24 protein-coding genes are annotated in these 25243 nt (G+C 71.2%); 6 read left to right on the top strand and 18 right to left on the bottom strand.

What is annotated here, in order from left to right; all coding sequences use genetic code 11:
* Positions 1 to 26: 26 nt before the first annotated feature.
* Together LG391_RS08125 and LG391_RS08120 are read left to right on the top strand one after the other, a co-directional pair.
* Positions 27 to 911: a hypothetical protein gene (locus tag LG391_RS08125; protein WP_225767471.1), complete on the top strand. Its 885-nt coding sequence runs from the start codon at positions 27 to 29 to the stop codon at positions 909 to 911.
* Positions 908 to 1591, top strand: a complete 684-nt coding sequence (locus tag LG391_RS08120) for a DUF2459 domain-containing protein (protein ID WP_225767470.1) — start codon at positions 908 to 910, stop codon at positions 1589 to 1591. The genes LG391_RS08125 and LG391_RS08120 overlap by 4 nt, the downstream gene beginning before the upstream one ends.
* Before the next feature lie 3 nt (positions 1592 to 1594).
* Here LG391_RS08120 and LG391_RS08115 read toward each other — a convergent pair whose 3' ends face one another.
* The 3 genes from LG391_RS08115 to crcB all read right to left on the bottom strand — a co-directional run bounded on the left by LG391_RS08115 (position 1595) and on the right by crcB (position 3108).
* Positions 1595 to 2056, bottom strand: a complete 462-nt coding sequence (locus LG391_RS08115) for a hypothetical protein (RefSeq protein ID WP_225767469.1) — start codon at positions 2054 to 2056, stop codon at positions 1595 to 1597.
* Between the two features lie 61 nt (positions 2057 to 2117).
* Positions 2118 to 2621 (bottom strand): hypothetical protein, encoded by a 504-nt coding sequence (locus LG391_RS08110; protein WP_225767468.1) that lies wholly within the window; start codon positions 2619 to 2621, stop codon positions 2118 to 2120.
* 88 nt (positions 2622 to 2709) lie between these two features.
* Positions 2710 to 3108: a fluoride efflux transporter CrcB gene (crcB, locus tag LG391_RS08105; protein ID WP_225767467.1), complete on the bottom strand. Its 399-nt coding sequence runs from the start codon at positions 3106 to 3108 to the stop codon at positions 2710 to 2712.
* Between the two features lie 134 nt (positions 3109 to 3242).
* Here crcB and LG391_RS08100 point away from each other — a divergent pair, with 134 nt between their 5' ends.
* Genes LG391_RS08100 through LG391_RS08090 form a run of 3 tightly spaced genes read left to right on the top strand, consistent with a single transcriptional unit; the run spans position 3243 to position 5357 of the window.
* Positions 3243 to 4226, top strand: a complete 984-nt coding sequence (locus LG391_RS08100) for an RluA family pseudouridine synthase (protein ID WP_225767466.1) — start codon at positions 3243 to 3245, stop codon at positions 4224 to 4226.
* Positions 4227 to 4246: 20 nt separating this feature from the next.
* Positions 4247 to 4789: an NAD-dependent epimerase/dehydratase family protein gene (locus tag LG391_RS08095; RefSeq protein ID WP_225767465.1), complete on the top strand. Its 543-nt coding sequence runs from the start codon at positions 4247 to 4249 to the stop codon at positions 4787 to 4789.
* A 7-nt stretch (positions 4790 to 4796) separates the two neighbouring features.
* Complete coding sequence (locus tag LG391_RS08090) at positions 4797 to 5357, top strand: nucleotidyltransferase family protein (RefSeq protein WP_225767464.1); 561 nt, start codon at positions 4797 to 4799, stop codon at positions 5355 to 5357.
* A 21-nt stretch (positions 5358 to 5378) separates the two neighbouring features.
* Here the strand turns inward: LG391_RS08090 and LG391_RS08085 are convergent, their stop codons facing one another.
* From LG391_RS08085 to LG391_RS08050, 8 genes are all read right to left on the bottom strand, one after another.
* Positions 5379 to 5996, bottom strand: coding sequence for a LysE family translocator (locus LG391_RS08085; protein WP_225767463.1), 618 nt, complete (start codon positions 5994 to 5996; stop codon positions 5379 to 5381).
* A 253-nt stretch (positions 5997 to 6249) separates the two neighbouring features.
* Positions 6250 to 7497 (bottom strand): nitrate/nitrite transporter, encoded by a 1248-nt coding sequence (locus LG391_RS08080; RefSeq protein ID WP_225767462.1) that lies wholly within the window; start codon positions 7495 to 7497, stop codon positions 6250 to 6252.
* A 225-nt stretch (positions 7498 to 7722) separates the two neighbouring features.
* Positions 7723 to 8316: an N-acetyltransferase gene (locus LG391_RS08075; protein WP_225767461.1), complete on the bottom strand. Its 594-nt coding sequence runs from the start codon at positions 8314 to 8316 to the stop codon at positions 7723 to 7725.
* A 101-nt stretch (positions 8317 to 8417) separates the two neighbouring features.
* A complete protein-coding gene (locus tag LG391_RS08070; RefSeq protein WP_225767460.1) occupies positions 8418 to 9428 on the bottom strand; it encodes an ABC transporter permease in 1011 nt (336 codons plus the stop codon).
* A gap of 30 nt (positions 9429 to 9458) precedes the next feature.
* Positions 9459 to 10967: a sugar ABC transporter ATP-binding protein gene (locus LG391_RS08065; RefSeq protein ID WP_225767459.1), complete on the bottom strand. Its 1509-nt coding sequence runs from the start codon at positions 10965 to 10967 to the stop codon at positions 9459 to 9461.
* A gap of 80 nt (positions 10968 to 11047) precedes the next feature.
* Positions 11048 to 11998 carry a sugar-binding protein gene (locus LG391_RS08060; protein WP_225767458.1) on the bottom strand — a complete coding sequence of 317 codons (951 nt, stop codon included), beginning with the start codon at positions 11996 to 11998 and terminating at the stop codon, positions 11048 to 11050.
* 124 nt (positions 11999 to 12122) lie between these two features.
* Positions 12123 to 12542, bottom strand: coding sequence for a Cu(I)-responsive transcriptional regulator (gene cueR / locus LG391_RS08055; protein WP_225767457.1), 420 nt, complete (start codon positions 12540 to 12542; stop codon positions 12123 to 12125).
* Positions 12539 to 15085, bottom strand: a complete 2547-nt coding sequence (locus tag LG391_RS08050; RefSeq protein ID WP_225767456.1) for a heavy metal translocating P-type ATPase — start codon at positions 15083 to 15085, stop codon at positions 12539 to 12541. The genes cueR and LG391_RS08050 overlap by 4 nt, the downstream gene beginning before the upstream one ends.
* A 159-nt stretch (positions 15086 to 15244) precedes the next feature.
* On the opposite strand from LG391_RS08050, the gene LG391_RS08045 reads away from it, so the two are divergent.
* Positions 15245 to 15451 (top strand): heavy-metal-associated domain-containing protein, encoded by a 207-nt coding sequence (locus LG391_RS08045; RefSeq protein WP_225767455.1) that lies wholly within the window; start codon positions 15245 to 15247, stop codon positions 15449 to 15451.
* 24 nt (positions 15452 to 15475) lie between these two features.
* Here the strand turns inward: LG391_RS08045 and LG391_RS08040 are convergent, their stop codons facing one another.
* The 7 genes from LG391_RS08040 to ntrB form a co-directional block, all read right to left on the bottom strand.
* A complete protein-coding gene (locus LG391_RS08040) occupies positions 15476 to 16918 on the bottom strand; it encodes an alpha/beta hydrolase (protein ID WP_225767454.1) in 1443 nt (480 codons plus the stop codon).
* A gap of 75 nt (positions 16919 to 16993) precedes the next feature.
* The gene (locus LG391_RS08035) at positions 16994 to 17908 is read right to left on the bottom strand and encodes a bifunctional precorrin-2 dehydrogenase/sirohydrochlorin ferrochelatase (RefSeq protein ID WP_225767453.1); all 915 of its coding nucleotides are present in this window, start codon (positions 17906 to 17908) and stop codon (positions 16994 to 16996) included.
* A complete protein-coding gene (locus LG391_RS08030) occupies positions 17883 to 20696 on the bottom strand; it encodes a nitrate reductase (protein WP_225767452.1) in 2814 nt (937 codons plus the stop codon). Before LG391_RS08030 ends, LG391_RS08035 begins: the two co-directional genes overlap by 26 nt.
* Positions 20689 to 21030, bottom strand: a complete 342-nt coding sequence (gene nirD, locus LG391_RS08025) for a nitrite reductase small subunit NirD (RefSeq protein ID WP_225767451.1) — start codon at positions 21028 to 21030, stop codon at positions 20689 to 20691. Before nirD ends, LG391_RS08030 begins: the two co-directional genes overlap by 8 nt.
* Before the next feature lie 5 nt (positions 21031 to 21035).
* A complete protein-coding gene (gene nirB / locus LG391_RS08020) occupies positions 21036 to 23501 on the bottom strand; it encodes a nitrite reductase large subunit NirB (RefSeq protein WP_225767450.1) in 2466 nt (821 codons plus the stop codon).
* A 13-nt stretch (positions 23502 to 23514) separates the two neighbouring features.
* Positions 23515 to 24312 carry an ABC transporter ATP-binding protein gene (locus LG391_RS08015; protein ID WP_225767449.1) on the bottom strand — a complete coding sequence of 266 codons (798 nt, stop codon included), beginning with the start codon at positions 24310 to 24312 and terminating at the stop codon, positions 23515 to 23517.
* An 11-nt stretch (positions 24313 to 24323) separates the two neighbouring features.
* Positions 24324 to 25223: a nitrate ABC transporter permease gene (gene ntrB, locus LG391_RS08010; RefSeq protein WP_225767448.1), complete on the bottom strand. Its 900-nt coding sequence runs from the start codon at positions 25221 to 25223 to the stop codon at positions 24324 to 24326.
* Between the last annotated feature and the right edge of the window lie 20 nt (positions 25224 to 25243).

Raw genomic sequence — 25243 nt, 5'->3', positions numbered from 1 at the left:
CGCGACGGCATCGGCAGGGGGCATGAGTGACATCGGGCGAGCAGACGGCCGCGTTCGACCGCTTCGTCGCCATCGACTGGTCCGGCGCCCTCGGGGCCTATGACGGCATCGCCGTCGCCGAATGCCGGGCCGGGGCCGATGGGCCGGCGCTGCTGCCGCCCCCGGCTGGCCGGCGCTGGACCCGGACCGCGGTCGCCGCATGGCTCGAGAACCAGGTGGAGGGCGGCGGCCGGATCCTGGCCGGGATCGACTGCGCCTTCTCGCTGCCCTTTGCCGTGGCCGCCGGCTATCTGCCGCCCGGCGGCGACGCCGGGGCGCTGTGGGCGCTGGTCGACCGGGTGGCCGGCGAGGCGCCGGATTTCCACGGCGCCGGCTTCGCCCGCCATGCCGACTACGCCGCCGATTTCTGGCATCGCGGGCCGCGCCCGGCCGGCTGGGCCGAGCCGCACCGCGCCGCCGAGCTGGCCTGCCGCCGCGACCGGCTGGGCGCGCCCGACAGCCCGTTCAAGCAGTTCGGGCCGAAGACGGTCGGGCCCGGCGCGCTGGCGGGGATGCGGGTGCTGCACCATCTGCGCCGCCGGCTCGACGGGCGGCTGGCCGTGTGGCCGTTCGAGGCGCCGGCCGCCCATCCGCTGGTCATGGTCGAGATCTTTCCGCGCCTGTTCTGGCGCCGGGCCGGCCGCACCGCCAGCGCCAAGGTGCGCGACCGCGCCGATCTCGACGCCGCGCTGGCGCGTCTCGGCAGCGGCCCGGCCCTGGCGCCAGACCCGCTGACCGATCACGCCACCGACGCGCTGGTGGCCGCGGCCGGGCTGCGGGCGCTGGCGGCGGACCCCGCCGTGTGGTCGCCGCCGGGGCTCGACCCCACCACCGCCCGTACCGAGGGCTGGATCTTCGGGGTGCGCGGATGAGGGCGCTGCGCCTGCTGCTGGCGACCGCGACCGCGCTGACCGCGGGTTTTCTGGGCCTCACCGTGCTCTATATCGGCGTCGCCTTCGCGCTGGCCCTGGCGCCGCTCGGCGGCCGGATGCAGCACGCCGCCGCGAGCGACCCGCCGGCCTATGTCTGCGCCACCCTGACCCACACCGACATCGTGCTGCCGGCGCGGGACGGGCTGGTCGACTGGACCGCGGTGTTTCCGGATGCCGTGCCGGTCGCCTTCGTGCCGAACCTGCATGTGGCCTTCGGCTGGGGCGACCTGACCTTCTACCGCGACACCCCGACCTGGGCGGACCTCCGCTTCCGCACCGCCATGGCGGCGCTGTTCGGCGGCGGCCCCACCGCCCTGCACGTTGCCTATGTTTTGGACCCGGCGGGCGTGCCGGGCTGCACCCGGCTGGCGCTGGACCGGGCGGGGCGGGACGCGCTGATCCGCTTCATCCGCGGCACCGCGGCGCTGGACCCGGCCGGGCGTGGCGTGCCGGCGGCGCCGCCGGGGACCGGGACCCATGAGGCGTTCTACGCGGCGCATGGCACCTACCGGCCCTGGCGCACCTGCAATGTCTGGACCGCCGAGGCGCTGCGGGCTGCGGGCGCGCCGACCGCGCTGTGGGCGCCGTTCAGCTTCGGCGTGATGTGGCCGCTGGGGTGATCGTCAGGGCATGAAGATCCGTTTCAACTGGTCTGGATCGCCGGGCAGGATCCGAGTGCTTCGCGCGATGACCTTCCCCTGAAATCGATCGGCGGTGACATAGAGCAGATAGATCATCTCGCCGATTCTGTACACTTGCGAGCAGCCTTTGGCGTCCTGCTCGAAGTAGCAGATCGTATCTCCCTCGACAGTCCACCTGCCGCGGAATGGCCGAACGCTGTCCTTGTAATGATAGGTTCCGTCGGGATCGTAGTATTCGCTCCAGGATGCCCCCGCACGCCGGCGGCGATAGTCGATGATGAACTCGCCATAGATCGTCCGGCCTGAAACCAGATCGGTGATCTGCTGGCCTGTCAGAAGTCTGGCGCCCTGGGCTGTCAAAATCGCCGGCGTGATGCTCGGTTCCGATGTCTGGCAGCCTGCTAGGACCAGCAGCGCTGTCAGCATCAGAAAGAGATTGCGCATGTGAGCATCCCTCGCCAGCAGATCCGTTCGACGCAGGTGATGCGCCGTCCCGGGACCGACTCTACTTCCGCGGCCGGCGCTTGCGCGGCTCCGGCTTCTTCGGCACGAAGCCCTCGGCGTCGCCATCCGCGGTCTTGTCGGCATAGGAGATCGCACGGCCCTGATAGGGGCCTTGGGCGACGGAGACGAACTGCATGGTGGTGCCGAGCTCGTACAGCCTGGCGCAGCGCTCCTCGCCCTCGCGGAAGCTCAGGCACAGCTCGTCCCGGTCGTCGGGCACATGCCAGCGGCCGCGGAAGGTGGTGCGCCGGTCGCGGTACCAGAGTTGCCCGTCCGGGGCGAAGTACTCGGTCCAGGCGTCGCCGGCCTTGTCGGTGTTGGTGTCGACCGAGAAGGTGCCGTAGACCGTCTTGTCGGTCAGCCGTTCGAGCAGCGCCATGCGCGGGATCGGCTTGGCGCCGTGCGCCAGCAGCTGCTCGGCGGTCGGGGCCGGCGGCAGCGGTTTCGGCGCGCAACCCGCCAGCACCCCAAGCAGCACGATTCCCGCCACGATCCCCAGCCTCATCGCCGTCCCCCAATGTCTGAGCCGACTCGATCCCCTTACTCGATGATAATATCCCTTTATGCACGGATGGCGGGAAAATCTCGTCCCGTTACGCTCCTTTCAGCGCGTTGATTGCCCCGGCCGCCACGACGCCGAGCCAGACCGCGGCCAGGCACAATACCACCGACAGCACCACATTGGCGCCCGCCCGGGCCCATTCGCCGTCCTGCATCAGCGCCAGCGTCTGCAGGCTGAAGGAGGAGAAGGTGGTGTAGCCGCCGCACAGCCCGACCATGACGAAGATCCGCATGTCCGGGCTGACGACGAACCGACCGTCCGGCCCGGTCAGGCCGCCGAAGAGGCCGATGACGAAGGAGCCGAGGACGTTGATGATCAGCGTGCCCCAAGGAAAGGCCTCGCCGGCGCGCTCGGCGACGAAGCCGGAGCACCAGTACCGCGCCATGCCGCCCAGCGCGCTGCCGGCCGCGACCCACAGATAAGTCCCCACGCGACGATCCCCTCTCGTGCTACACAACCCGCATGAGCCGAACGCCCGCCCCGCCGCCGACCCGAAAAGACCATCCTGCGCCGAAGCCCGCGGCCGGCGCCACCCCGCGGTCAGGCGATCCTGCGCCGCGCGCGGTGCAGACCGTCGCGGTGTCGCAGGACGACGGCGAACTGCGGCTGGACCGCTGGTTCCGCCAGCGCTTCCCGGGCCTGACCCATGGCAGGCTGGAGAAGCTGCTGCGCACCGGCCAGATCCGGGTCGACGGCAAGCGCGCCAAGGCGGCGCAGCGGCTGGAGGCCGGCCAGACCGTCCGCATCCCGCCGCTCGACGAGGCTGCGGCGCAGGCGCCGGTGCCGCGCGCGCCGATGCCGCTGAGGGCCGAGAAGGCGGAGGGGCTGGCGGCGGAGCTGAAGCGCACTATCCTCCTGATCGACGACGACGTGATCGTGCTGAACAAGCCGTCCGGCCTGGCGACGCAGGGCGGGGGCAAGGTCAAGGCGCATGTCGACGGGCTGCTCGATCATCTGCAGTTCGACGCGAAGGAGCGGCCGCGGCTGATCCACCGGCTGGACCAGGAAACCTCGGGCGTGCTGCTGATCGGCCGCACCGCCAAGGCGACGCGGCGGCTCAGCGAGGCCTTTCGCGAGCGCGCCACGCGCAAGGAATACTGGGCGGTGACGGCCGGCGTGCCGCAGCCGCATCAGGGCCGCATCGACCTGGCTCTGGCGCGGTCGCCGAACAATGTCGGCCGCGTGGTCGAGGACGGCGACGAAGAGGGGCAGCGCGCGGTCACCGACTACACGGTGGTCGAGGCCGCGGCCCGGCACGCCGCCTTCGTCGCGCTGTGGCCGCTCACCGGCCGCACCCATCAGCTGCGCCTGCACATGGCGGCGCTGGGCACGCCGATCCTGGGCGACGGCAAGTACGGCGCCGGCAAGGCCGTGATCGCCGGGGCGGAGCTGCCGCGCCAGCTGCATCTGCATGCCCGCCGGCTGGTGCTGCCGCACCCGGCGCGCGGCACGATCGACGTCACCGCCCCCCTGCCGCCGCACATGGCGACGACCTTCCGCTACTTCGACTTTGACCCGAAGGCGAAGCCGGAGGGGCCGGAAGACTAGGCGGTGCGTCGGAGCGGATCGTGACGCTGATCATCACCGGATCCGAGGGCACTATCGGGCGGCGGCTGCGCCGGGCCTTTCCGGGATGCATCGGCATCGACCGGGCGGCGGGGGCCGAGATCCGGGCCGACCTCTCGACGATCGATTACCGGGAGCCGGCGATTGCCGCGGCCCTGCGGGACGTCGACGCGCTGATCCATCTGGCGACCTCGGCGGACCCGGACGCGCCGGAAGCGGTGCACTGGCAGGCGGTGATCGACGCCGCCCGGCTGTTCGCCGCCTGCGCGGCGCAGGGCGTCGGGCGGATCGTCGTGGCCTCTTCCGACTGGGCCGCGCCGAAGAACGGAGCCGCGATCAACAGCTATGGCCGGTCCAAGCTGGCGCTGGAGAGCCTGGCGGCGATGTATGCGATGAAGCCGCGCTCGGCCCGAGTGATCCGCATCGGCTGGGTGCCGCACGACCCGGCGGCGCTGGCCGCGGCACCGGACTGGCTGCGCCGGAATCATTGGGACGACGACAGGCTGGTCGAGGCGTTCCGACAGGCGCTGGAAGCCCGGGAATAGAGTAGCCATGCCGATCTCCGCCGAGACCGTCATCGCCCAGGCGATGGAGAACCCGGTGAACGCCGCGCTGATGGAGCGGCTGCCGCGGCTCGGGCTGCCGCAATGCTTCCTGACCGCCGGCTGCCTGTTCCAGGCGGTGTGGAACCGGCGCTCCGGCCGGCCGCCGGAGGCGTCGGTCAAGGATTACGACGTCTTCTATTTCGACGACCGCGACCTGTCCTGGGAGGCGGAGGATGCGGTGATCCGCGAGGCCGCCGCCCTGTTCGCGGATCTCGGCGCGCCGGTCGAGGTGAAGAACCAGGCGCGGGTCCATCTCTGGTACCAGAAGCGCTTCGGCGGCGCCTATCCGCGGCTGCGCTCGGCCACCGACGGCATCGACCGCTATCTCGTGCAATGCACCTGCATCGGCATCGAGGTGGCGACGGGCCGGCTCTACGCCCCGAACGGGCTCGAGGACATGGCCGAAGGCGTGCTCCGGCCCAACCCGCTGAATCCGTCGCCCGAGCTGTTCCGCGCCAAAGCCGAGGCCTACCGGGCGCGCTGGCCTTGGCTGACGATTGTCGAATGACGGCGACAGGCGCGGAACCGCTCACCTGCCGCGGGCGAGGGCCAGGCCGAGGCCGGCGCCGACCAGCAGGCCGCCGGTGATCCTCTGCCGCAGCCGGCCATGGCGGGCCAGCAGGGTCCGGGCGCGGCCGGCCAGCAGGGCCCAGCCGCTGTCGAGCGTCACCGCCAGCAGCAGGAACACCGCCGACAGCAACGCCACCTGGGCGCCGGCCGGCCGTGCCGGGTCGACGAACTGCGGGAAGAAGGCGCCGTAGAACAGCAGCGTCTTCGGATTGGTCAGCGACACCAGCAGGGCGCGGCCGTAGATCGCCCTGGCGGATTTCGGCTGCGCCGCGATCCGGGTCAGGTCGGCCGGCGGGGCGCGCCAATGAGCGATGCCGAGCCAGAGCAGATAGGCGACGCCGATCCAGCGCAGCGTCTCGAACCAGCCGCCGGCGGTGCCCAGCGCCTCGGCCATGCCGAGGGCGGTCAGGCCGAGCTGCAGCATCATGGCTGAGCTGGTGCCGAACACGGTCAAGAGACCGTAGCGCGGCCCCCAGGCGACGCTGTTGGCGACGATCAGGGCCACGTTCGGCCCCGGGATCAGGATGACCAGGGCGACGGTGGCGATGAAGGCGAGGAGGAGGTGCGGGTCGATCATCGGGCTCTCCGAAGGCAGGAGGCCGGCGAGGATCGGATGTGAAAAACCCCGCCGGTGTGGCGGGGCGTCGTGCGTCGGGCCGTCAGCCGCCGGTCAGGAGGACCGCGGCTTCGCCCCGGGCGCGCAGGCGACAGCGACCGCCGGATTGCGGCGGTGTTGTTGCAGGCGATGGGAAGCGGCTCGAAGCATGGCGGCAAGATACGGGGCGGGGCCGGCGCGGTCAATCCGGCGCGAAACCCCGCCCCAGGTCGGGTCAGGCCGATGCGCCGGCACGGGTCGGGGAGGCAGGGATGCGGCGAATGGTGAGGTGCATCCAGCCCAGCGAGACGGCGATGAGGACAAAGAGGAGCAGGAAGCAGCTCGACCACAGGCCGGTCACGTCCTTCAGGACACCGAAGGCGACGGGCAGGACGAAGCCGCCGAGCCCGCCGACCATGCCGACCACCCCGCCGACGGCCCCGATGCTCTCGGGATAATAGGCGGCGATGTGCTTGAAGACGGCGGCTTTGCCGAGGCTCATGACGAAGCCGAGCACGAAGACGGCGACGACGAAGACGACCGGGCCGATCGCAAAGGGCGGTGTCGCCGGCAGCGCGAGGATCGCCGTCGCCACGGCGGAGACCATGAACACCAGATACATGACGGCCCTGGCGCCGACCCGGTCCGACAGGACGCCGCCATAGGCGCGGAAGATGCTGCCGGGGATCGAATAGGCGGTCGCGACCATGCCGGCGGTCTCGAGATCGAAGCCGTAGGCCCCGACGAGATAGCGCGGCAGCCACAGCGACAGGGCGACGAAGCCGCCGAAAGCGAAGAAATAGTAGAGCGAGAAGCGCCAGACCCGCGGGTTCTTCAGCGGGGCGAATTCCTGCAGGAAGGGCTTCGGCGCATGGCCGTGGAGCTTGCGCCTGCGGTAGTCCGGGTCGTCGCCGGTGGTGAACCAGAACACGACGGCCATGACGGCGAGGCCCAGGGCCCAGATTTCCGCCACCGCCTGCCAGCCCCAGGCCAGAAGGACGAAAGGGGCGAGGAACTTCGTCACCGCCGCGCCGACATTGCCGGCCCCGAAGATGCCGAGCGCCGTGCCCTGCCTGTCCGGCGGAAAGAAGGGCGACACATAAGTCACGCCCACGGCGAAGGACCCGCCGGCGAGGCCGACGCCGAGGCCCGCGAGCAGCATCTCGGGATAGGTGCTGGCGCGGGACAGCAGGAACGTCGCCGCGGCGGCAGACAGCATCGTCGCGGTGTAGACCAGCCTGCCGCCGTACCGGCCGGTCCAGATGCCCAGCAGGATGCGGCTGAGCGATCCGGTCAGCACCGGCAGGCCGATGAGAAGGCCGAATTCGGCTTCGCTCAGGCCGAGCTCCTGCTTGATGCGGATGCCGATGATCGCGAACAGCGTCCAGACCGCGAAGCACAGGGTGAAGGCCACGGTCGAGATCCACAGCGCCCGCTGGGCAGTGGCGGTCGGGCTTACAGGCGGTGGATTGACGTCGGCCATGGATGCTCCGGGACGCGATACTGAACCGGCCTTCGCGGCCGGATCGCATCCCGCAGGAATCGTGCCAACTTGCCTGTCCGGAGAAGGCATGGGAGTTCTCGGGACAAAGCCGCCCCGAATGGCGGGCTTGTCCCGTCGGATCGCTCAAGAACCGGTCACAGGATCATCGATGCTGCCCAATTCCGGAGCAGGACGGATTGTCCCGGCGTGCATCCGTCCGGGCGATCAGCGCGCGGCGCGCCGCATCGGGGTCAGGAGCGGCGAAGACTCCGTCTGGATCGTCCCCATGATCTCGAAGCCGTGCCGCCGGTACAGCCCGATATTGGCCGGATTGGTCGAGTCGAGATAGGCCGGGAGATGGTCCTGGTCGCAGCGGCGCAGGGCGGCCTGCAGCAGCGCCGCGCCGTACCCCTTGCCTTGGTGCAGCGGGTCGACGCCGATCAGGGGCAGATACCAATGCGGCTCGGTGGGGTGGTACCGGGCCATCTGCTCGACCATGGCGCCGAACTCGCCCTGTCTGTCCCGTGGGATGGTCGCTGCGATCAGCGCTTCCAGGGCCTCTCCGTCGGAATGGGCGCCCGGCCGCAGCCACAGTGCCGCCCCGGCGTGATCGTCGACCTGCCAGGCCGTGCCGTCGGCGAAGGCCGTGCCGCCGAGGCCACGGATAAAGCCTGTGAAATGCAGCAGATACTGTTGCGGGTCGGGGTAGGTCCAGCGGGCGATCGGGTCGGCGGCGAAGGCCAGCAGGATGGTGGCGATGGCCCGCTCGCTCTCGGGCGGCTCGACGATCGCCACGGTCGGCATCGCGGATGCGGACATCGGCGACTCCCTTCCAAGGCGTCGCGGTCAGCCGTGACGCCTCGGGATGATCATGACCCTCGATCTGCCCCGGCGCACGCCGTTTCGTCGGGACCGCCCGGTCAAGGCTTCGGCGCCGATCCCGCCACCGCCGGCGCCCGATCGGCCGCGGCCGGGACGGCGCGGGCCTGGCGGGCGGCGCGCAGCTTCTGCAGATGCTGGTCGGCCAGCACGCCGATCAGGATCACCGTGCCCATCACCGCGAAGTTGAGCGAGGAGGGGATGCCGAGCAGGTTGACCAGGTTCTGCAGCACCTGCAGCAGAACGGTGCCGAGAATGATGCCGAGGATCGAGCCTTCGCCGCCGCGCAGCGAGCAGCCGCCCAGCACCGCCGCGGCGATGGCGTAGAGCTCGTAGAAATTGCCGTGCGCCGAGGGCTGGATCGAGTTCGTGTAGAACGCGAGAAACACGGCCGCGAGGCCGGCCAGGAGCCCGCAGATGACATAGGCCGAGGCGATCACGGCGCGGGTGCTGATGCCGGAATAGCGCGCCGCCTCCTCGTTCTTGCCGACGGCGAAGAGATAGCGGCCGAACACCGAGCGGTGCAGCACCACCCACATCACCAGCGCCACCACCACCATGGTGAGGAAGGTGTTGGGAAGGCCGAAGCTGCGGCCGGTGGCGAAGTTCGCCAGCGTGTCGAAATCGCCGCCATAGCCGAAGCCGACGGTGGCGTCGTCGGTGTAGTAGCGGGCGGCGCCGCGGTAGATCAGCAGGGCGCAGAGGGTGACGACGAAGGGCTGGATGCCGACCCGGGCGACCAGGAAGCCGTGGATGGCGCCGAACACCCCGCCCATGGCGATGGCGGCGGCCAGCGCCAGCGGCCAGGACCAGCCCCAGTTCACCACCATGTCGACGAAGACGACGCCGATCAGCGCGAACATCGACCCGACCGATAGCTCGATGCCGGCGGTGATGATCACCAGCCCCTGGCCGATCGAGAACAGCCCGTACAGGCCGACCAGATTGGCCCTGTTGAACAGGTTCACCGCCGAAATGAAGCGCGGCTGCAGCAGCGCCACAACGCAGCCGATCACCAGGATCAGGACCGCCAGCCCCAGTTCCTTCCTCATCGTCCCCGACGTCCTCCCGGTGCCTTTTCCCTACGCCGCCAGCGGCCGGCCGACGGCGAGCTGCATCACATTGGGTTCATTGAACTGGTCACGGCTGAGAATGCCGCTGATCCGACCCTCATGCATCACCGCGATGCGGTCGCTGACGCCGATCACCTCCTCCATGTCGCTGGAGATCATCAGGATCGGCACGCCGCGGTCGGCCAGGTTGCGCATCAGCTGGTAGATCTCGGACTTGGCCCCGACATCGATGCCGCGCGTCGGCTCGTCGAAGATCAGGAAGCGCGGCTGCAGCGCCAGCCACTTCGCCAGCACGATCTTCTGCTGGTTGCCGCCGGACAGCTTCAGCGCGGTGGTGGTGACGGACGGCGTGCGGATGCGCAGCTTCTCGCGCTGGGCCTCGGCCTCCTTCGTCTCGCCGCGGCCGTCGATCAGCCAGCGCCTGGCGACGCGCCGAAGGCCGGGCAGGGTGACGTTCTCGGCGATGGTCATGTCCAGCACCAGGCCGCTGCGCTTGCGGTCCTCCGGCACCAGGAACAGGCCCTGGGCAATGGCCGCGCGCGGCGTGCCGATGGTGAGCGGCTTGCCGTCCAGGCGGATCTCGCCGGCCAGCATCCGGTCGATGCCGAACACGGCGCGCGCCAGCTCGGTGCGGCCGGAGCCGACCAGGCCGGCCAGGCCCACGATCTCGCCGCGGCCGACCGACAGCGTCACCTCATGGTCCGGATATGTCGCGGTGCGAACGCCGCGGATCTCGACCGCGTCGGGCTGCGCCGCGACGGCGGGCGGGATGTACAGCGCCCGCAGGTCGCGCCCGACCATCATCCGCACCATGCGGTCGTGATGGATCTCGTCGCGGTCCAGCGCCCCGACCAGCCGGCCATCGCGCAGGCAGACCACGCGGTCGGCGCAGGCCTCGATCTCGCCCAGCCGGTGGGTGATGAAGATGGTGGCCACTCCGGCGGCCTTCAGCTCGCCGACCACGCGCAGCAGCGTCTGGGTCTCGGCGATGGTCAGGCTCGAGGTCGGCTCGTCCATGATGATGATGCGGGCGTCGAGCGACAGCGCCTTGGCGATCTCCACCATCTGCTGCTGGGCGATCGACAGCTCGGCCAGCGGCGTGGCCGGCCCGAAATCGACGCCGAGGCGGTCGAGCAGCCTTTGCGTGTCGGCGTGCAACCGCGTGGTGTCGATCAGCTTCAGCGGGCCGAAGCGCCGCGGCTCGCGCCCGATGAAGACGTTGGCGGCGACGTCGAGATTGTCGAAAAGGTTCAATTCCTGATGCACGAAGGCGATGCCGGCGGCGATCGCCTCCTGCACCGTCAGGGCCGTGCGCTGCGTGCCGCCGACGGTGACGGTGCCGGTGGTCGGCGCCTCGACCCCGCCCAGGATCTTCATCAGCGTCGACTTGCCGGCCCCGTTCTCGCCGATCAGCCCGACCACCTCGCCGCGGCGGACGGTCAGGCTGACATCCTTCAGCGCCTGCACGCCCGGATAGGTCTTGGAGATCCCCTCCATGGCGAGGACGATGTCGGTCATGCTCGGAAGTCCGCCTGTGCTGGTCGCGAGAACCCCTCCCCCTGACCCCCTCCCGCGAGGGGAGGGGGGACAAGGAGGAGTTACTTGCCCAGCAGCTCCCGCATCTGCTTCTGGAAGTCGGCGACGTTGCTCTGGTCGATCAGCCGGGTCGGGATGATCTTCAGCTTGTCGGCCGGGATGAAGGACTTGTCGCCCTCGATGTACTGGGCCAGCAGCTTCACCGTCTGGTAGCCGAACTCGTAGGGCTGCTGTACCACCGTGCCCTCGATCACGCCCTCCTGCACGCCGCGCAGGGTGACCGGGTCCTCGTCGAAGCCGACGACCTTGATCTGGCCCAGCTTCCCGGCCGCCTTCATGGCGTCGTAGATGATCGGCGTGTTGTAGGAGTAGAGGCCGACCAGCATCGCCAGGTCGTCGTACTTGGTCAGCGTGTCCTCGACATTGCGCTTGGCCTTGGCGAAGTCGATGTCGTCGGTGCGGACGTCGACGATCTCGATCTTGGTGCCGGCGATCGCCTTCTTGATGCCCTCGACCCGCTCGCGGGCGTTGGCGTTGCCCAGGGTGCCGACGAACAGCATGATCTTGCCGCCATCCGGCAGGGTCTTCTTGATCAGCTCGCCCGCCTGCACGCCGGCGGCGACGTTGTCGGTACCGATATACAGCAGCCGGTCGCTCTTCGGCGCGTCGCTGTCGAAGGTGAACAGCGGTACCTGGGCGGCGGCCTTGTTCAGCAATGCCGTGGCATTGTCCGGGTCGACCGGGCTGATGCCGATGCCGGCGACGCCGCGGGCCAGCATGTCCTCGACGATCTGGCGCTGCTCCGCGGCGCTGGACTGGCCGGGGATCTTGAACTCGACGCTGTAGCCCTTGAGCTCGGACACCGCCTTGTCGGTGCCCTTGTGGGCGATGGTCCAGAAATCGGACGACCCGTTGACGACGAAGGCGATGGTCTTGTCGGCGGCGGTGGCCGGGCCGATGGCGAGAGCCGATGCGACGGCGGCCGCGAGACCCGCCAGAATCAAGCGCTTCATAAGGTTCCTCCCGTTTTCCGGGCCCGCTCTGCGGCGGGGCCGGTCAACATTGCTATTATAATCAGACAATTTGGATCACAACGCCTGGAACCGGTCAAGCCGGTGCGCGACGTCCGGGCCGGCCTCAGGCGGATCGTGCCCGCCGGGCCGGCTTCGGCTCGAGCGCCAGGTCGTCGAGAATCGGGCAGTCGGGTCGGTCGTCGCCATGGCAGCAGGCGGAGAGATGCCGCAGCGTGCCGATCATCTGCTTCAGCCCCTCGACCTTCCGCTCCAACTCGGCGACATGGCCGAGCGCGATCCGCTTCACATCGGCGCTGGATCGGTCGCGGTCCTGCCACAGCGCCAGCAGCCCGGCGATCTGCTCGACCGAGAAGCCAAGGTCGCGGGCGCGGCGGATGAAGCGCAGCGTGTGCACATCGTCGTCGCTGTAGACCCGATAGCCGGCTTCGGTGCGAACCACTTGCCGGGTCAGCCCGACGGATTCGTAGTAGCGGATCATCTTGGCGGAGACGCCGGAGGCGGCTGCCGCCTGGCCGATATTCATGGTCTGGCTTCCTTGGAAATGAGCCGCGCCGCCGGCGCCGGCCCGTCGTCCCGGTCCGCCATGGGCGGCCGGAAACGGCGCAGGCGCAGCGCGTTGGCGAGGACGAACACGCTGGACAGTGCCATGGCGCCGGCCGCCAGGATCGGCGACAGCAGCCAGCCCTGGGCCGGGTACAGGGCGCCGGCGGCGACCGGGATCAGCGCGGCGTTGTAGGCGAAGGCCCAGAACAGGTTCTGCTTGATGTTGCGGATCGTCGCCTGCGACAGGGCGATGGCGTTGGCCACGCCGCGCAGGTCGCCCGACATCAGCACCAGGTCGGCGCTCTCGATGGCGACGTCCGTGCCGGTGCCGATGGCGATGCCGACATCGGCGGCGGCCAGGGCCGGCGCATCGTTGATGCCGTCGCCGACGAAGGCCACCCGCCGGCCGCCTGCGCCGAGGCGCTTCACCGCCTCGACCTTGCCCTCCGGCAGCACCTCGGCCGCGACCTCGTCGATGCCGAGGCGCCGGGCGATCGCCTCCGCCGTGGCGCGGTTGTCGCCGGTGACCATCGCCACCTTCAGGCCGAGCGCATGCAGCGCCCGGATCGCCTCCGGCGTCGACGGCTTGATCGGGTCGGACACCGCGATGATCGCGGCCAGGCGGCCGTCGATGGCGGCGTAGAGCGGCGACTTGCCGTCCTCGCCCAGCCGGGCGGCCGTCCCGGCGAAGGCCGACGGGTCCAGGCCCAGCGACCGCATGTAGCGGTCGGCGCCGATCGCGACGCGGCGGCCGTCGACCGATGCCGCGACACCGTGGCCGGGCACCGCCTCGAAGGCCTCGGCCGCCGGCAGGGTCAGGCCCCGCGCGCTAGCGGCGGCGACGATCGCCTCCGCGATCGGATGCTCCGACCGCGCCTCGACCGCCGCCACCAAGCGCAGCGCCTCGTCGCGGTCGACGCCGTCCAGCGTGTCGAAATCGGTCAGCTCGGCCCGCCCCTGGGTCAGCGTGCCGGTCTTGTCGAGCGCGATCACCCGGGCGTCGCGCAGGGCTTGCAGCGCATCGCCCTTGCGGAACAGCACGCCCAGCTCGGCGGCGCGGCCGGTGCCGACCATGATCGAGGTCGGCGTCGCCAGCCCCATGGCGCAGGGGCAGGCAATGATCAGCACCGCCACGGCGTTGACCAGGGCGAAGGCCAGGGCCGGGTCCGGCCCGAAGGCCAGCCAGACCAGGAAGGTCGCGGCGGCCATCGCCATCACCGCGGGCACGAACCAGGCCGTGACCTTGTCGACCAGAGCCTGGATCGGCAGCTTGGCGCCTTGGGCCTGCTCGACCATGCGGATGATCTGGGCCAGCAGCGTCTCGCCGCCCACCCGCGTGGCGCAGAAGGAGAAGCTGCCGGTCCTGTTGATGGTGCCGCCGACCACCTCGGCGCCGACACCCTTGGCCACCGGCACCGGCTCGCCGGTGATCATCGCCTCGTCGACGAAGGACGAGCCCTCGACCACCTCGCCATCGACCGGCACCCGCTCGCCCGGCCGCACCAGCACGATGTCGCCGGGCCGCACCTCCTCCAGCGCCAGGTCCAGCGTCCGGCCGTCGCGCACCACCCGCGCGGTCTTCGGCTGCAGCCCGACCAGCCGGCGGATCGCCTCCGAGGTGCGGCCCTTGGCGCGCGCCTCCAGGTACCGGCCCAGCAGGATCAGCGTGGTGATCACGGCCGCGGCCTCGTAATAGACATTGGCCGTGCCGGCGGGCAGGGCGCCCGGCAGGAAGGTGGCGACGACCGAATAGCCCCAGGCGGCCGCCGTGCCCAGCGCGACCAGCGAGTTCATGTCGGGCGCTCCGCGCAGCAGAGCCGGCACGCCCTTGCGGAAGAAGCGCAGACCCGGGCCGAACAGCACCAGGCTGGCCAGCACGAATTGCAGGATCCAGCTCTGCCGCATGCCGATCGTCGCCATCACCAGGTCGTGAATGGCGGGGATCAGATGCGTGCCCATCTCCAGCACGAAGACCGGCAGGGTCAGCACAGCGGCGAAGGCCAGGCTGCGCCCCAGCGAAGCCATCTCCGCGGCCCGGGCGTCGCGCTCACGGTCGCCGGCGTCCTCCGCGCCGATGCGCCGAGCCTCGTATCCCGCGTCGCGGACGGCCTGCTCCAGCGCCGCGGGCTGGACCGCGCCGCGGGCGAAGCGGACCGTGGCGCGCTCGGTGGCCAGGTTGACGGCGGCCCCGGTCACTCCGGGCACGGCGCGCAGCTTCTTCTCGACGCGCGCGACGCAGGAGGCGCAGGTCATGCCCTGGATCGCCAGCTCCACAGCGTCCTGCGGCACGGCATAGCCCGCGCTCTCGATCGCCTTGACCACCGCCGGGATGTCCGGCGCGGCCGAGAACGACACGTCGGCCCGCTCGGTGGCGAGGTTCACGGTCGCCGCGGCGACGCCCGGTGCCTTCGCGATCGACTGCTCGACCCGGCGCACGCAGGAGGCGCAGGTCATGCCCTCGATGGCGAGCTGAACCACGTCCCTGGTGCCTGAATTTGCTTGCTGCACGGTCCCGATTCCCATCTCGCAACAGCGGATGTGGGGAGAGATGGACCTTCCCACAATGGGAAGGTCAAGGGGGCTTTCGACGGGATCGATGAAGACGGCAAAAACGTGCTTGACCTTCCCATGATGGAAGGCCCGACAGTGCCGTCAGTTCACGCGAAACAGGAGCGAACCATCATGGGTGTCCCGCTGTCCTTCCGGGTCGAGGACATGACCTGCGGCCATTGCGCCGGCACGATCAAGGGCGCGATCGAGGGCAGCATCCCCGGCGCCCGGGTCGAGGCCGACCCGGTGCGCAAGCTGGTCTCCGTCACCGGAACCGAGGACCGGGCCCGGGTCGCCGGGCTGATCACGGAGGCCGGCTACACGCCCGAAGCGGCCTGAGGCGGGCGGCCGGCGCCCGCCGGCTCAGCCATTCACCAGGAAGCGCAGCGGGTCGGGCGCGACCTGGCAGGCATCGACCGGCTGCCGGTCCGGCGCATCCAGGAACTTCCCCGCCAGGGTCTCGGCGCAGGGGTCGCTGCCGATCAGGCCGTGGCCCTGGTCCTGGCGCTCGATCAGGAAGGCGTTCGGCAGATGCGAGGCGGTGGCGCGCGCCCAGGTCGGCGGCGTCACCGGGTCGAGTCCGCCGGACAGGATCAGGGCCGGGATATCGCTGTCGACCGGCTCGGAGGCGAGATCGTCCGCGGCGCCGGCCGGCCAGGCCGGGCAGGTCGACCCCGGCGCGTCGCGCAGGTCGCCGGCGTCCGGCGACAGGCATTCGGCCAGGTCGTATGCGCCGTTGGCGATGGTCGGGTCCAGCAGACCCGTCAGCCACTGCTCCGCCGCCTCCTCATAGGCCTCGTCGCGGTCGGCATCGATGCCGGCGATCAGCGCCGGCAGGGTGGCGGCGTCGTCGCGGGAGTAGAGGTCGTTGAACACCACCTCGGCCAGCAGGCCGCCGGTGAACATCAGCTCGGCCTCGCCGTTGCCGTCGGGCCGCGCCACGGTGACGGTCGGCGGCTCGTCGTCCAGCCGTTCCAGCAGGGTGCGGTAGCGCGCGGCCAGGTCGGGATAGGCGGCGTTGCAGGTGTCGTCGGCGGCGCAGGCGGCGAAGACGCGCTGCAGCGACCGGCCGCCGTCCGGGTCGTCCTCCTCCGACGCGGTGAACAGGCTCCTGCCGGGCGGATAGACGCCGTCGAGGATCATCGCGGCGATGCCGTCGGGATAGCGCCGCACCGTCTCCAGCGCCAGCCGGGTGCCGTAGGACGATCCGAACAGCACCCATCGGTCGATGCCGAGGGCGCGGCGCAGATCGGCCACGTCGCGGGCGCTGTCGGGCGTGGTGTAGCGGGTCAGATCGTGGCCCTCGGCCTCCCAGCGGCCGCGGCAGGCGCGGGCGGCGTCGACCGCCGCGGAGGCGTTGCCGCCGTCGCCCTCCGGGCCGTTGCCGCGGATCTGGGCTTCCACCATCTCCGGGCAGGTCAGGTTCGGCTCCGACCTGCCCATGCCGCGCTGGTCGTACAGCACCAGCTTGCGTTTCTGCAGCCAGTCGTTGCGGGCGATCAGGTCCCACCAGCGGGCGATGCCGTCGGGGTCCAGCCCCGCCGCCCCGCCCGGGCCGCCTTCGAGATACAGGATCGGCGGCGCATCGCCGAGCTTATCGGGGGTCGAGAGGATGGCGACGGCGAGCGTCACGGTGGCGCCGTCGGGCTTGTCCCGGTTCTCCGGCACGATGACGGTGCCGCAGGTGGCGGCTCGTCCGTCAGGCACCGTGAAGCCGCAGGCCCCTTCATGGAATTCGGGCGCCGCCAGGGCCGGGGCGCCGCCGGCCAAGGTCAGGGCGGCGATCAGGATCAGGGTACGGGTCATCATCGGCATTCGCGGGACAATGGCCGCCTCAAACTAAGCAAGCCGGCGAGGCGGCGCCATGCGGCAAGAGCGTCGCTACTCCGCCGCGAGCATTACCGTGCTCTGCAAGACGGAAGCGGCGACCAGCTGCACCACCTGCAGGCCTCGGCCCAGGTCGTCGCGCAAGGCGGCGGCCTCGGCCGGCGTCCGCACCGGGCCGCGGCGCGGCGCGTCGCGCCGGGCATGGTCCAGCACCGCCGGGTCGACGCCGTCCTCGACCAGCAGCAGGTCGGCCCGGCGCAGCGCCGCCACCTGGCGCAGCGTCAGGTCCTGCTCGCCGCCCGGGCCGACCGCGATCCGGGTCAGGGAACCGACGGAGGGGCGGGCGGCCGCCACCTGGTCCATCAGATCGAGCGCCAGGGCCCGATCGGTTGCGCCGTCGCGGTACAGCCGGCGCCAGAAGGCCAGGCGGCGGGCCGGGTCGGCGATGCGGCGGCGGATCTCGTCGCGCAGCGTGCCGGACAGGGCAGCCAGCCGGCCGAGACCGGGCGGGATCAGCGCCTCCAGCTCCTGCCGGATCAGCCCGGCCAGGGCCGGAGCTGCGCCGCCGGTCGAGACCGCGACCACCACCGGCGACCGGTCCAGGATCGCCGGCAGGATGAAATCGCACAGCGCCGGCCGGTCGACGACGTTCAGCGGCACGCCGGCCGCCCGCGCCAGGGCGGCGCTGCGCTCATTGGTCCGGTCGTCGCCCGAGGCGTCGATCACCAGGCAGGCCCCGGCGAGATGCTCGGCCTTCAGCGGCCCCGGCAGGACCTCCGCGCCGGCCGCCGTCTCGGCGAAGGTGGGATCGGCGCCGACCAGCCGGACCGCGGCGCCGGCGCGGCGCAGCAGCTCGAATTTCGGCGCCGTGGCATCGCCGCCGCCGACCAGGACGCAGGCCCGGCCGCGCACGGTCAGGAAGAGGGGAAGATGGGGCAGGGCGTCAGCCTGCTGCAGGAAGGGCGGCATGGGCGACGATCTCCTTCAGCTCCGGCACGCAGGAGCCGCAATTGGTCCCGGCGCCGAGCAGAGCGCCGAGCTCCTTGACCCCGATGCCCTGCCCTTCCCGCAGGGTGCGCAGGATCCGCTCGAGGCCGACGCCGAGGCAGGCGCAGACGATGCGGCCCTCGGCTGGGGCGCCGGCCGGGGCGCGGCCGGACAGCAGGGCACGGCGGTCGGCGTCGTCCAGCTGCGGCGTCTCGGCGGCGAAGCGGGCCAGCAGCCATTCCGGGTCGGGCAGCCGGCCGGGCGGGGCGACGAACAGGCACTCGGCCAAGCCGCCGGCATCCAGCGTCGCCAGGCGAAACAGGCCGCGCTTGGCATCGGCGAACTCGATCACCTGCCGGTCCTTGCCCGGCGCCAGCCGCGACCGGCCGAGGATGATGCCGTCGGCCGGCGGCTCGGGCCCGCCCAGGGTGTAGATCTGGCAGCCGGCGGCGGCGCGGCGGGTCCAGTAGACCAGGCCGGTCGGCCGCATCCGCCGACGCGAGACCAGAAAGCCCTCCCAGCCCAGCGCGATCCGTTCGAGCGCGACCGGCATGTGCTTCAGCTCCGGCTGGCCGGAGACCGGGTCGACGGCTGGGCTGGCCAGCCTGCCGACGACGCAGTCGGTGGTGAAGCGGTCGTTCCAATGCATCGCCAGGAAGGCCTGGCCGGGCGCCTGGTCGGGCGTGATCCGGGCGCGGGCGAGGGCGCGGCCCCAGCCGCTCCTCACCCGCACCAGATCGCCTTCGGCGAGGCCGTGGCGGCGGGCGTCGTCCGGATGCAGCTCGACCGCCGGCTCCGGGCTGTTGGCGGCCAGGCGCGGCACCGCGCCGGTGCGGGTCATGGTGTGCCACTGGTCGCGCAGCCGGCCGGTGTTCAGCAGCATCGGCCGGTCGCGGTCCGGGCGGTGGGCCGGCGGGCGGTGCCGCCCCGGGACGAAGCGGGCACGGCCGTCCGGCGTCGGGAAGCGGCCGTCGGCGAACAGCCGCGCCGTGCCTAGCCGTCGGCCTTCCGGCACCGGCCACTGCACCGGTTGCAGCGCGTCATAGGCCTCGCGGTCCAGCGCCGCGAGGGCGCCGATGTCGAAGGCCCGCTTGCCGCCGTTCTCGAAGGCGGACAGGGCGGCGTGCTCGCGGAAGATCGCGGCCGGCTCCTCATAGGGAAAGGCGTTGGCGAAACCCATGCGACGCGCCACCTGGGTGACGATCCACCAATCCGGCCGGGCCTGGCCAGGCAGGGGGCGGAAGCCGCGCTGCCGCGAGATCCGGCGCTCGGAGTTTGTGACGGTGCCGTCCTTCTCGCCCCATCCGGCGGCGGGCAGCAGCACATCGGCGAGGCGGGCGGTGTCGGTCTCGGCGGTGACGTCGGAGACCACGACCAGATCGCAGCGAGCGAGGCCGCGGCGCAGCCGCTCCGCCTCCGGCACGCTGACCGCCGGGTTGGTCGCCATGATCCACAGCGCCTTGATCCGGCCGGCGGCGACGGCGTCGAACAGCTCCACCGCCTTCAGCCCCGGCCGCTCCGCCAGGCGCGGCGCCCGCCAGAAGCGGCGCACCCGGTCGCGCGAAGCCGCATCCTCGAAGGCCATATGCGCGGCCAACTGGTTGGCCAGGCCGCCGACCTCGCGCCCGCCCATGGCGTTGGGCTGGCCGGTGACCGAGAAGGGACCCATGCCCGGCCGGCCGATCCGGCCGGTGGCGAGATGACAGTTGATGATGGCGTTCACCTTGTCGGTGCCCTGGGTCGACTGGTTCACGCCCTGGGAGTAGATCGTCAGCGTTGCGGGGGTGTGGGCGAACCAGGCGTAGAAGCGCCGCACCGCCTCCTCCGGCAGGCGGCAGCCGGCGGCGACGGCGGCGATGTCCGGCGCGTCCTCGGCCGCGGCGATGGCCGCCTCCTCGAAGCCCGAAGCATGGGCTGCGATCCAGCCGCGGTCCAGCAAGCCCTCGCGCACCAGATGGGCGAGCAGGCCGTTGAACAGCAGCACGTCGGTGCCGGGGGCGATGGCGAGGTGCAGGTCGGCCTCGTCGCAGGTCGCGGTGCGGCGCGGGTCGATCACCACGATCCTGGTGCCGCGGCGCTCGCGCGCCGCCAGCAGCCTTCTGTGCAGGATCGGATGGCACCAGGCGGCGTTGGAGCCGACATAGATGGCGAGGTCCGCCTGCTCCCAATCCTCGTAGCAGCCGGGCACCACGTCGCCGCCGAAAGCGCGGCGGTGGCCGGCGACCGAGGACGCCATGCACAGGCGGGAGTTGGTGTCGATATTGCCGGAGCCGATGAAGCCTTTCATCAGCTTGTTGGCGACGTAGTAGTCCTCGGTCAGCAGCTGGCCGGAGACGTAGAAGGCGACGGACTCCGGCCCGTGCTGTTCGATCGCCTCGGTGAAGCCGGCGGCGACGCGGTCCAGCGCCTCGTCCCAGCTTGCCGTCCGGCCGCCGATCATCGGGTCGAGCAGGCGCCCGTCCAGCCCCAGCGTCTCGCCCAGCGCCCCGCCCTTGGAGCAGAGCCGGCCGAAATTCGCCGGGTGGATCGGATCGCCTTTGACCGTGTGCTCTGTCGCGTGACCTCTCCCGCCGGACGCGGGAGAGGTCGGGCTCGCGGAGCGAGACCGGGTGAGGGCTGGCCCAGGCCTCGACAGACTCCCCTCACCCGGAGCCGCCAACGCGGCTCCGACCTCTCCCGCAAGCGGGAGAGGCAACGCGTCAGCTCCACCCGACACGGCAACGCCGCAGCCGACGCCGCAATAGGGGCAGGTGGTGCGGATCTCAGCCATTGGCGACCAGTTGCGGCGACGGCAGGCCGAGGCGGATGCGGCCGGCCTGCAGCTCGACCGCGATGCGGTGGACGCAACCCTCGTCCGGCCCCTCGACCGATCCGGTCTCCAGGCTGATCACCCAGGCGTGCAGCGGGCAGGTGACGCTGGTGCCGTGCACGATGCCCTGCGACAGCGGCCCGCCCTTGTGGGGACAACGGTCGTACAGCGCGAAGACCCGGTCGTCGGCGGTGCGGAACAGGGCGATGTCGCCGTCCGGGCTCTTCACCACCCGGGCGCCCATCGGCGGGATGTCCTCGATCCCGCCGACATCGATCCACAGCGGCATGGTCATCGTCGTCACTCCACCGCCGCCATCGGGCGAAACTCGTGCGCCTCGGCGCCGGCGGCGCGTTCGGCCCAGGGGTCCTGTTGGGCGAATTGCTGCGAATGCAGGAAGCGGGCATGCAGCCGCTTGCGCGACTCCGCGTCCTCGACGATCCGGCGCTTGACGTGGTCCAGGCCGACCCGCTCGATCCAGGGCGCGGTGCGCTCCAGATAATGCGATTCCTCGCGGTGCAGCTGCAGGAAGGCGCCGCAGTATTCCAGCACCTCGGCCTCGGTCTCGACCTTGCACAGGAAGTCGGTGCCGCGCAGCTTGATGCCGCCATTGCCGCCGACATGCAGCTCCCAGCCGCTGTCGACCGCGATCACGCCGAAATCCTTGATCGTCGCCTCGGCGCAGTTCCGCGGGCAGCCGGACACCGCCATCTTGACCTTGTGCGGCGTCCAGGTGCCCCAGGTCATCTTCTCCAGCGCGATGCCCATGGCCGTCGAATCCTGGGTGCCGAAGCGGCACCATTCCGATCCGACGCAGGTTTTCACCGTCCGCAGCGCCTTGCCGTAGGCGTGGCCGGAGACCATGCCGGCGGCGTTCAGGTCGCGCCAGACATCCGGCAGCTGCTCCTTCTTCACGCCCAGCAGGTCGATGCGCTGGCCGCCCGTCACCTTCACGCTCGGGATCTGGTAGCGGTCGACCACGTCGGCGATCGCCCGCAGCTCCTGGGCGGTGGTGACGCCGCCCCACATCCGCGGCACCACCGAATAGGTGCCGTCCTTCTGGATGTTGGCGTGCGCCCGCTCGTTGATGAAGCGGGACTGCTGGTCGTCGGTGTACTCGCCCGGCCAGGCGCAGATCAGATAGTAGTTCAGCGCCGGCCGGCATTTGGCGCAGCCCTGCGGCGTGCGCCAGCCCAGCTCCTGCATCACCGCGGGGATCGACCGCAGCTCGCGCGCCAGGATCAGCCGCCGCACCTCGTCATGGCCGAAATCGGTGCAGCCGCAGACCGGCTTGATCTTCGGCCCGCCCTCGTAGCCGTCGCCCAGCGTCACCGCCAGCAGGCTCTCGACCAGCCCGGTGCAGGAGCCGCAGGAGGACGAGGCCTTGGTGTGGGCCCGCACCGCGTCCAGGCTGGCCAGCCCCTTCTCGGTGATCGCCTGGACGATGGTGCCCTTGCAGACGCCGTTGCAGCCGCAGATCTCCGCCTCCGGCGGCAGGGCGGCAACGGCCTGCTTAGGGTCCGGCGCCGCACCCCCGGCGGCCGCCAGCGCCTGGCCGAAGATCAGCCCGTCGCGCAGCGGCGCCACGTCCCGGCCCTCGCGCAGCATCTGGAAGAACCAGGCGCCGTCGGCGGTGTCGCCGTACAGCACGGCGCCGGCGATGCGGTTGTCCTTCAGCACCAGCCGCTTGTAGACGCCGCGGGCGGCGTCGCGGAACACGATGTCCTCGCAATCCTCGCCGCCCTGGAAGTCGCCGGCCGAGAACACGTCGATGCCGGTGACCTTGAGCTTGGTCGAGGTGACCGAGCCGCGATACTCGCTCTCCGCCGTGCCGGCCAGCTGGTCGGCGCAGATCCGCGCCATCTCGTACAGCGGCGCCACCAGCCCGTAGGTCCGGCCCTGGTGCTGGACGCATTCGCCGACGGCGAGGATGCAGGGGTCGGAGGTGATCATCCGGTCGTCGACCACGACGCCGCGTTCGACCGTCAGGCCGGCCTCGCGGGCCAGCGCCGTGGCCGGGCGGATGCCGACCGCCATCACCACCAGGTCGGCCGGGATCACCCTCCCGTCCTTCAGCCGCACCGCCTCGACCCTGCCGTCGCCCTCGATCGCGGCGGTGTCGGCCTCGGTCAGCACGGTCAGGCCGCGCCGCTCCAGCTCGCGCTGCAGCAGATAGGCGGCGGCCGGGTCGAGCTGACGCTCCATCAGCACCGGCATCAGGTGCAGGACGGTGACCTCCATGCCGTTGGCGCGCAGGCCGTTGGCGGCCTCCAGCCCCAGCAGGCCGCCGCCGATCACCACGGCGCGGGTGCGGCCCTCGCGCGCCGCCGCCAGCATCGCCTCGACATCGGCGATGTCGCGGAAGGTGACGACGCCGGGCAGGTCGCGCCCCGGCACCGGGATCACGATCGGGTCGGACCCGGTGGCCAGCAGCAGCCGGTCGTAGCGGCGGCGGCCGCCGTCGGCGCCGACCACCTCGCGCGCCTCGCGATCGATCGCCGTCACCCGCACCCCGGCGCGCAGGTCGATGCCGTTGGCGTCGTACCAGGCGCGGTCGTTGATGACGATGTCGTCGAACCGCTTCTCCCCGGCCAGCACCGGTGACAGCATGATGCGGTTGTAGTTCACCTGCGGCTCGGCGCCGAACACGGTGACGGCGTAGCGGCCGGGCGCGCGGGCCAGCAGCTCCTCCACCGCCCGCATCCCGGCCATGCCGTTGCCGATGACGACGAGGCTCTCCTTCGGGCCCCAGCTTCCTTCGGGCATCTTTCCCTCCCCCTCAGGCGGCCGCGGTGGTGAAGCGCTGGCGCTCGTCGAGGAAGCGCAGCACCTGCACCCGGCACGCGGCGTAAGTCGGATCGTCGGCCAGCGCCAGGCGGCGGCGCGGCCGCCCCAGCGGGATCTCCAGCACCTCGCCGATGGTGGCGCTGGGGCCGTTGGTCATCATCACGATGCGGTCGGACAGCAGCACCGCCTCGTCGACGTCATGGGTGATCATCAGCACGGTGTTGCCGAGCGCGGCGTGGATCTCCATCACCGAGTCCTGCAGATGCGCCCGGGTCAGGGCGTCCAGCGCGCCGAAAGGCTCGTCCATCAGCAGGATCTTGGGCTGCATCGCCAGCGCCCGGGCGATGCCGACGCGCTGCTTCATGCCGCCGGAGATCTCGCCCGGCCGCTTGTCCTTGGCATGCGCCATGTGGACCAGCGCCAGGTTGTGCATCACCCAGTCGTGCCGCTCGGCGGCGCTCTTGGACCGGCCGAACACCTTGTCGACCGCGATCCGGACATTGCCGTAGACGGTCAGCCAGGGCAGCAGCGAGTGGTTCTGGAACACGATGGCGCGGTCGGGGCCGGGGCTGTCGACCACCGCGCCATCCAGCAGCACCTCGCCGGTGGTGGAACGGACCAGGCCGCCGACGATGTTCAGCAGGGTCGACTTGCCGCAGCCGGAATGGCCGATGATCGACACGAACTCGCCCTGGGCGATGCCGAGGTTGACGTCGACCAGCACCTCGCTGACCGCGCTGCCGCGGGTGAAGCGCATGCCGACCTGCTCGATCGAGAGATAGCTGTCCATGGGGCGTCTCCTCAGGCCGAGGTGCCGCGGGCGACGAGCGCGCCGGCGAAGCCGATCAGGCGGTCGAGGACGAAGCCGACCAGCCCGACATAGACCAGAGCCACGACGATGTCGCTGATGCGCGAGCTGTTCCACGCGTCCCAGATGAAGAAGCCGATGCCGACGCCGCCGATCAGCATCTCGGCGGCGATGATCGCCAGCCAGGACAGGCCGATGCCGATGCGCAGGCCGGTGAAGATGTAGGGCACGGTGGCCGGAAGGGTGATCTTGGTGAACACCTCCCAGGGCGACAGGCGCAGCACCGCGGCCACGTTGCGGTAGTCCTGCGGGATGTTGCGCACCCCGACCGCGGTGTTGATCACGATCGGCCAGATCGAGGTGATGAAGATCACGAAGATCGCCGACGGCTCGGCCTGCTGGAACCCGGCCAGCGAGATCGGCAGCCAGGCCAGCGGCGGGATCGTGCGCAGCACCTGGAAGATCGGGTCGAGCCCGCGCATGGCCCAGACGCTCTGGCCGATCAGGACGCCGAGCGCGACCCCGACCACGGCGGCCAGGGCGAAACCCATCGCCACCCGCGACAGGCTGGTGGCGATCTGCCAGAAGGCGCCCTTGTCGACCCCGCCATTGTCATAGAACGGGTCGATGATGAAGTCCCAGGTGTCGTCCAGCACCTTGAGCGGGGACGGCAGGCTGGAGCCGGGGCTGGAGCACAGCAGCTGCCAGGCCAGCAGCAGCAGCGCCAGCACGATCAAGGGCGGGATCACCCGGGCCGCGGCCCCGGCGGCGAGGCGGCCGAGGATGGGGGCGAGCGGCGGCCGCGCCACCGGCAGGGACAGGACCCGGCCGGCCGGCGCCGGCTTGGGCGCGGCGGCGGGGGCCTTGGATACAATCTGGGCGGTCTGAGGCACGAGGCTGGCTCCGGCTGGCT

Origin of the sequence: Inquilinus sp. Marseille-Q2685 (assembly GCF_916619195.1) — a bacterium.
Lineage (GTDB): Bacteria > Pseudomonadota > Alphaproteobacteria > DSM-16000 > Inquilinaceae > Inquilinus.
The sequence above is the reverse complement of the archived record's forward strand: the minus strand, read 5'-3'. Positions and strand labels throughout refer to the sequence as shown.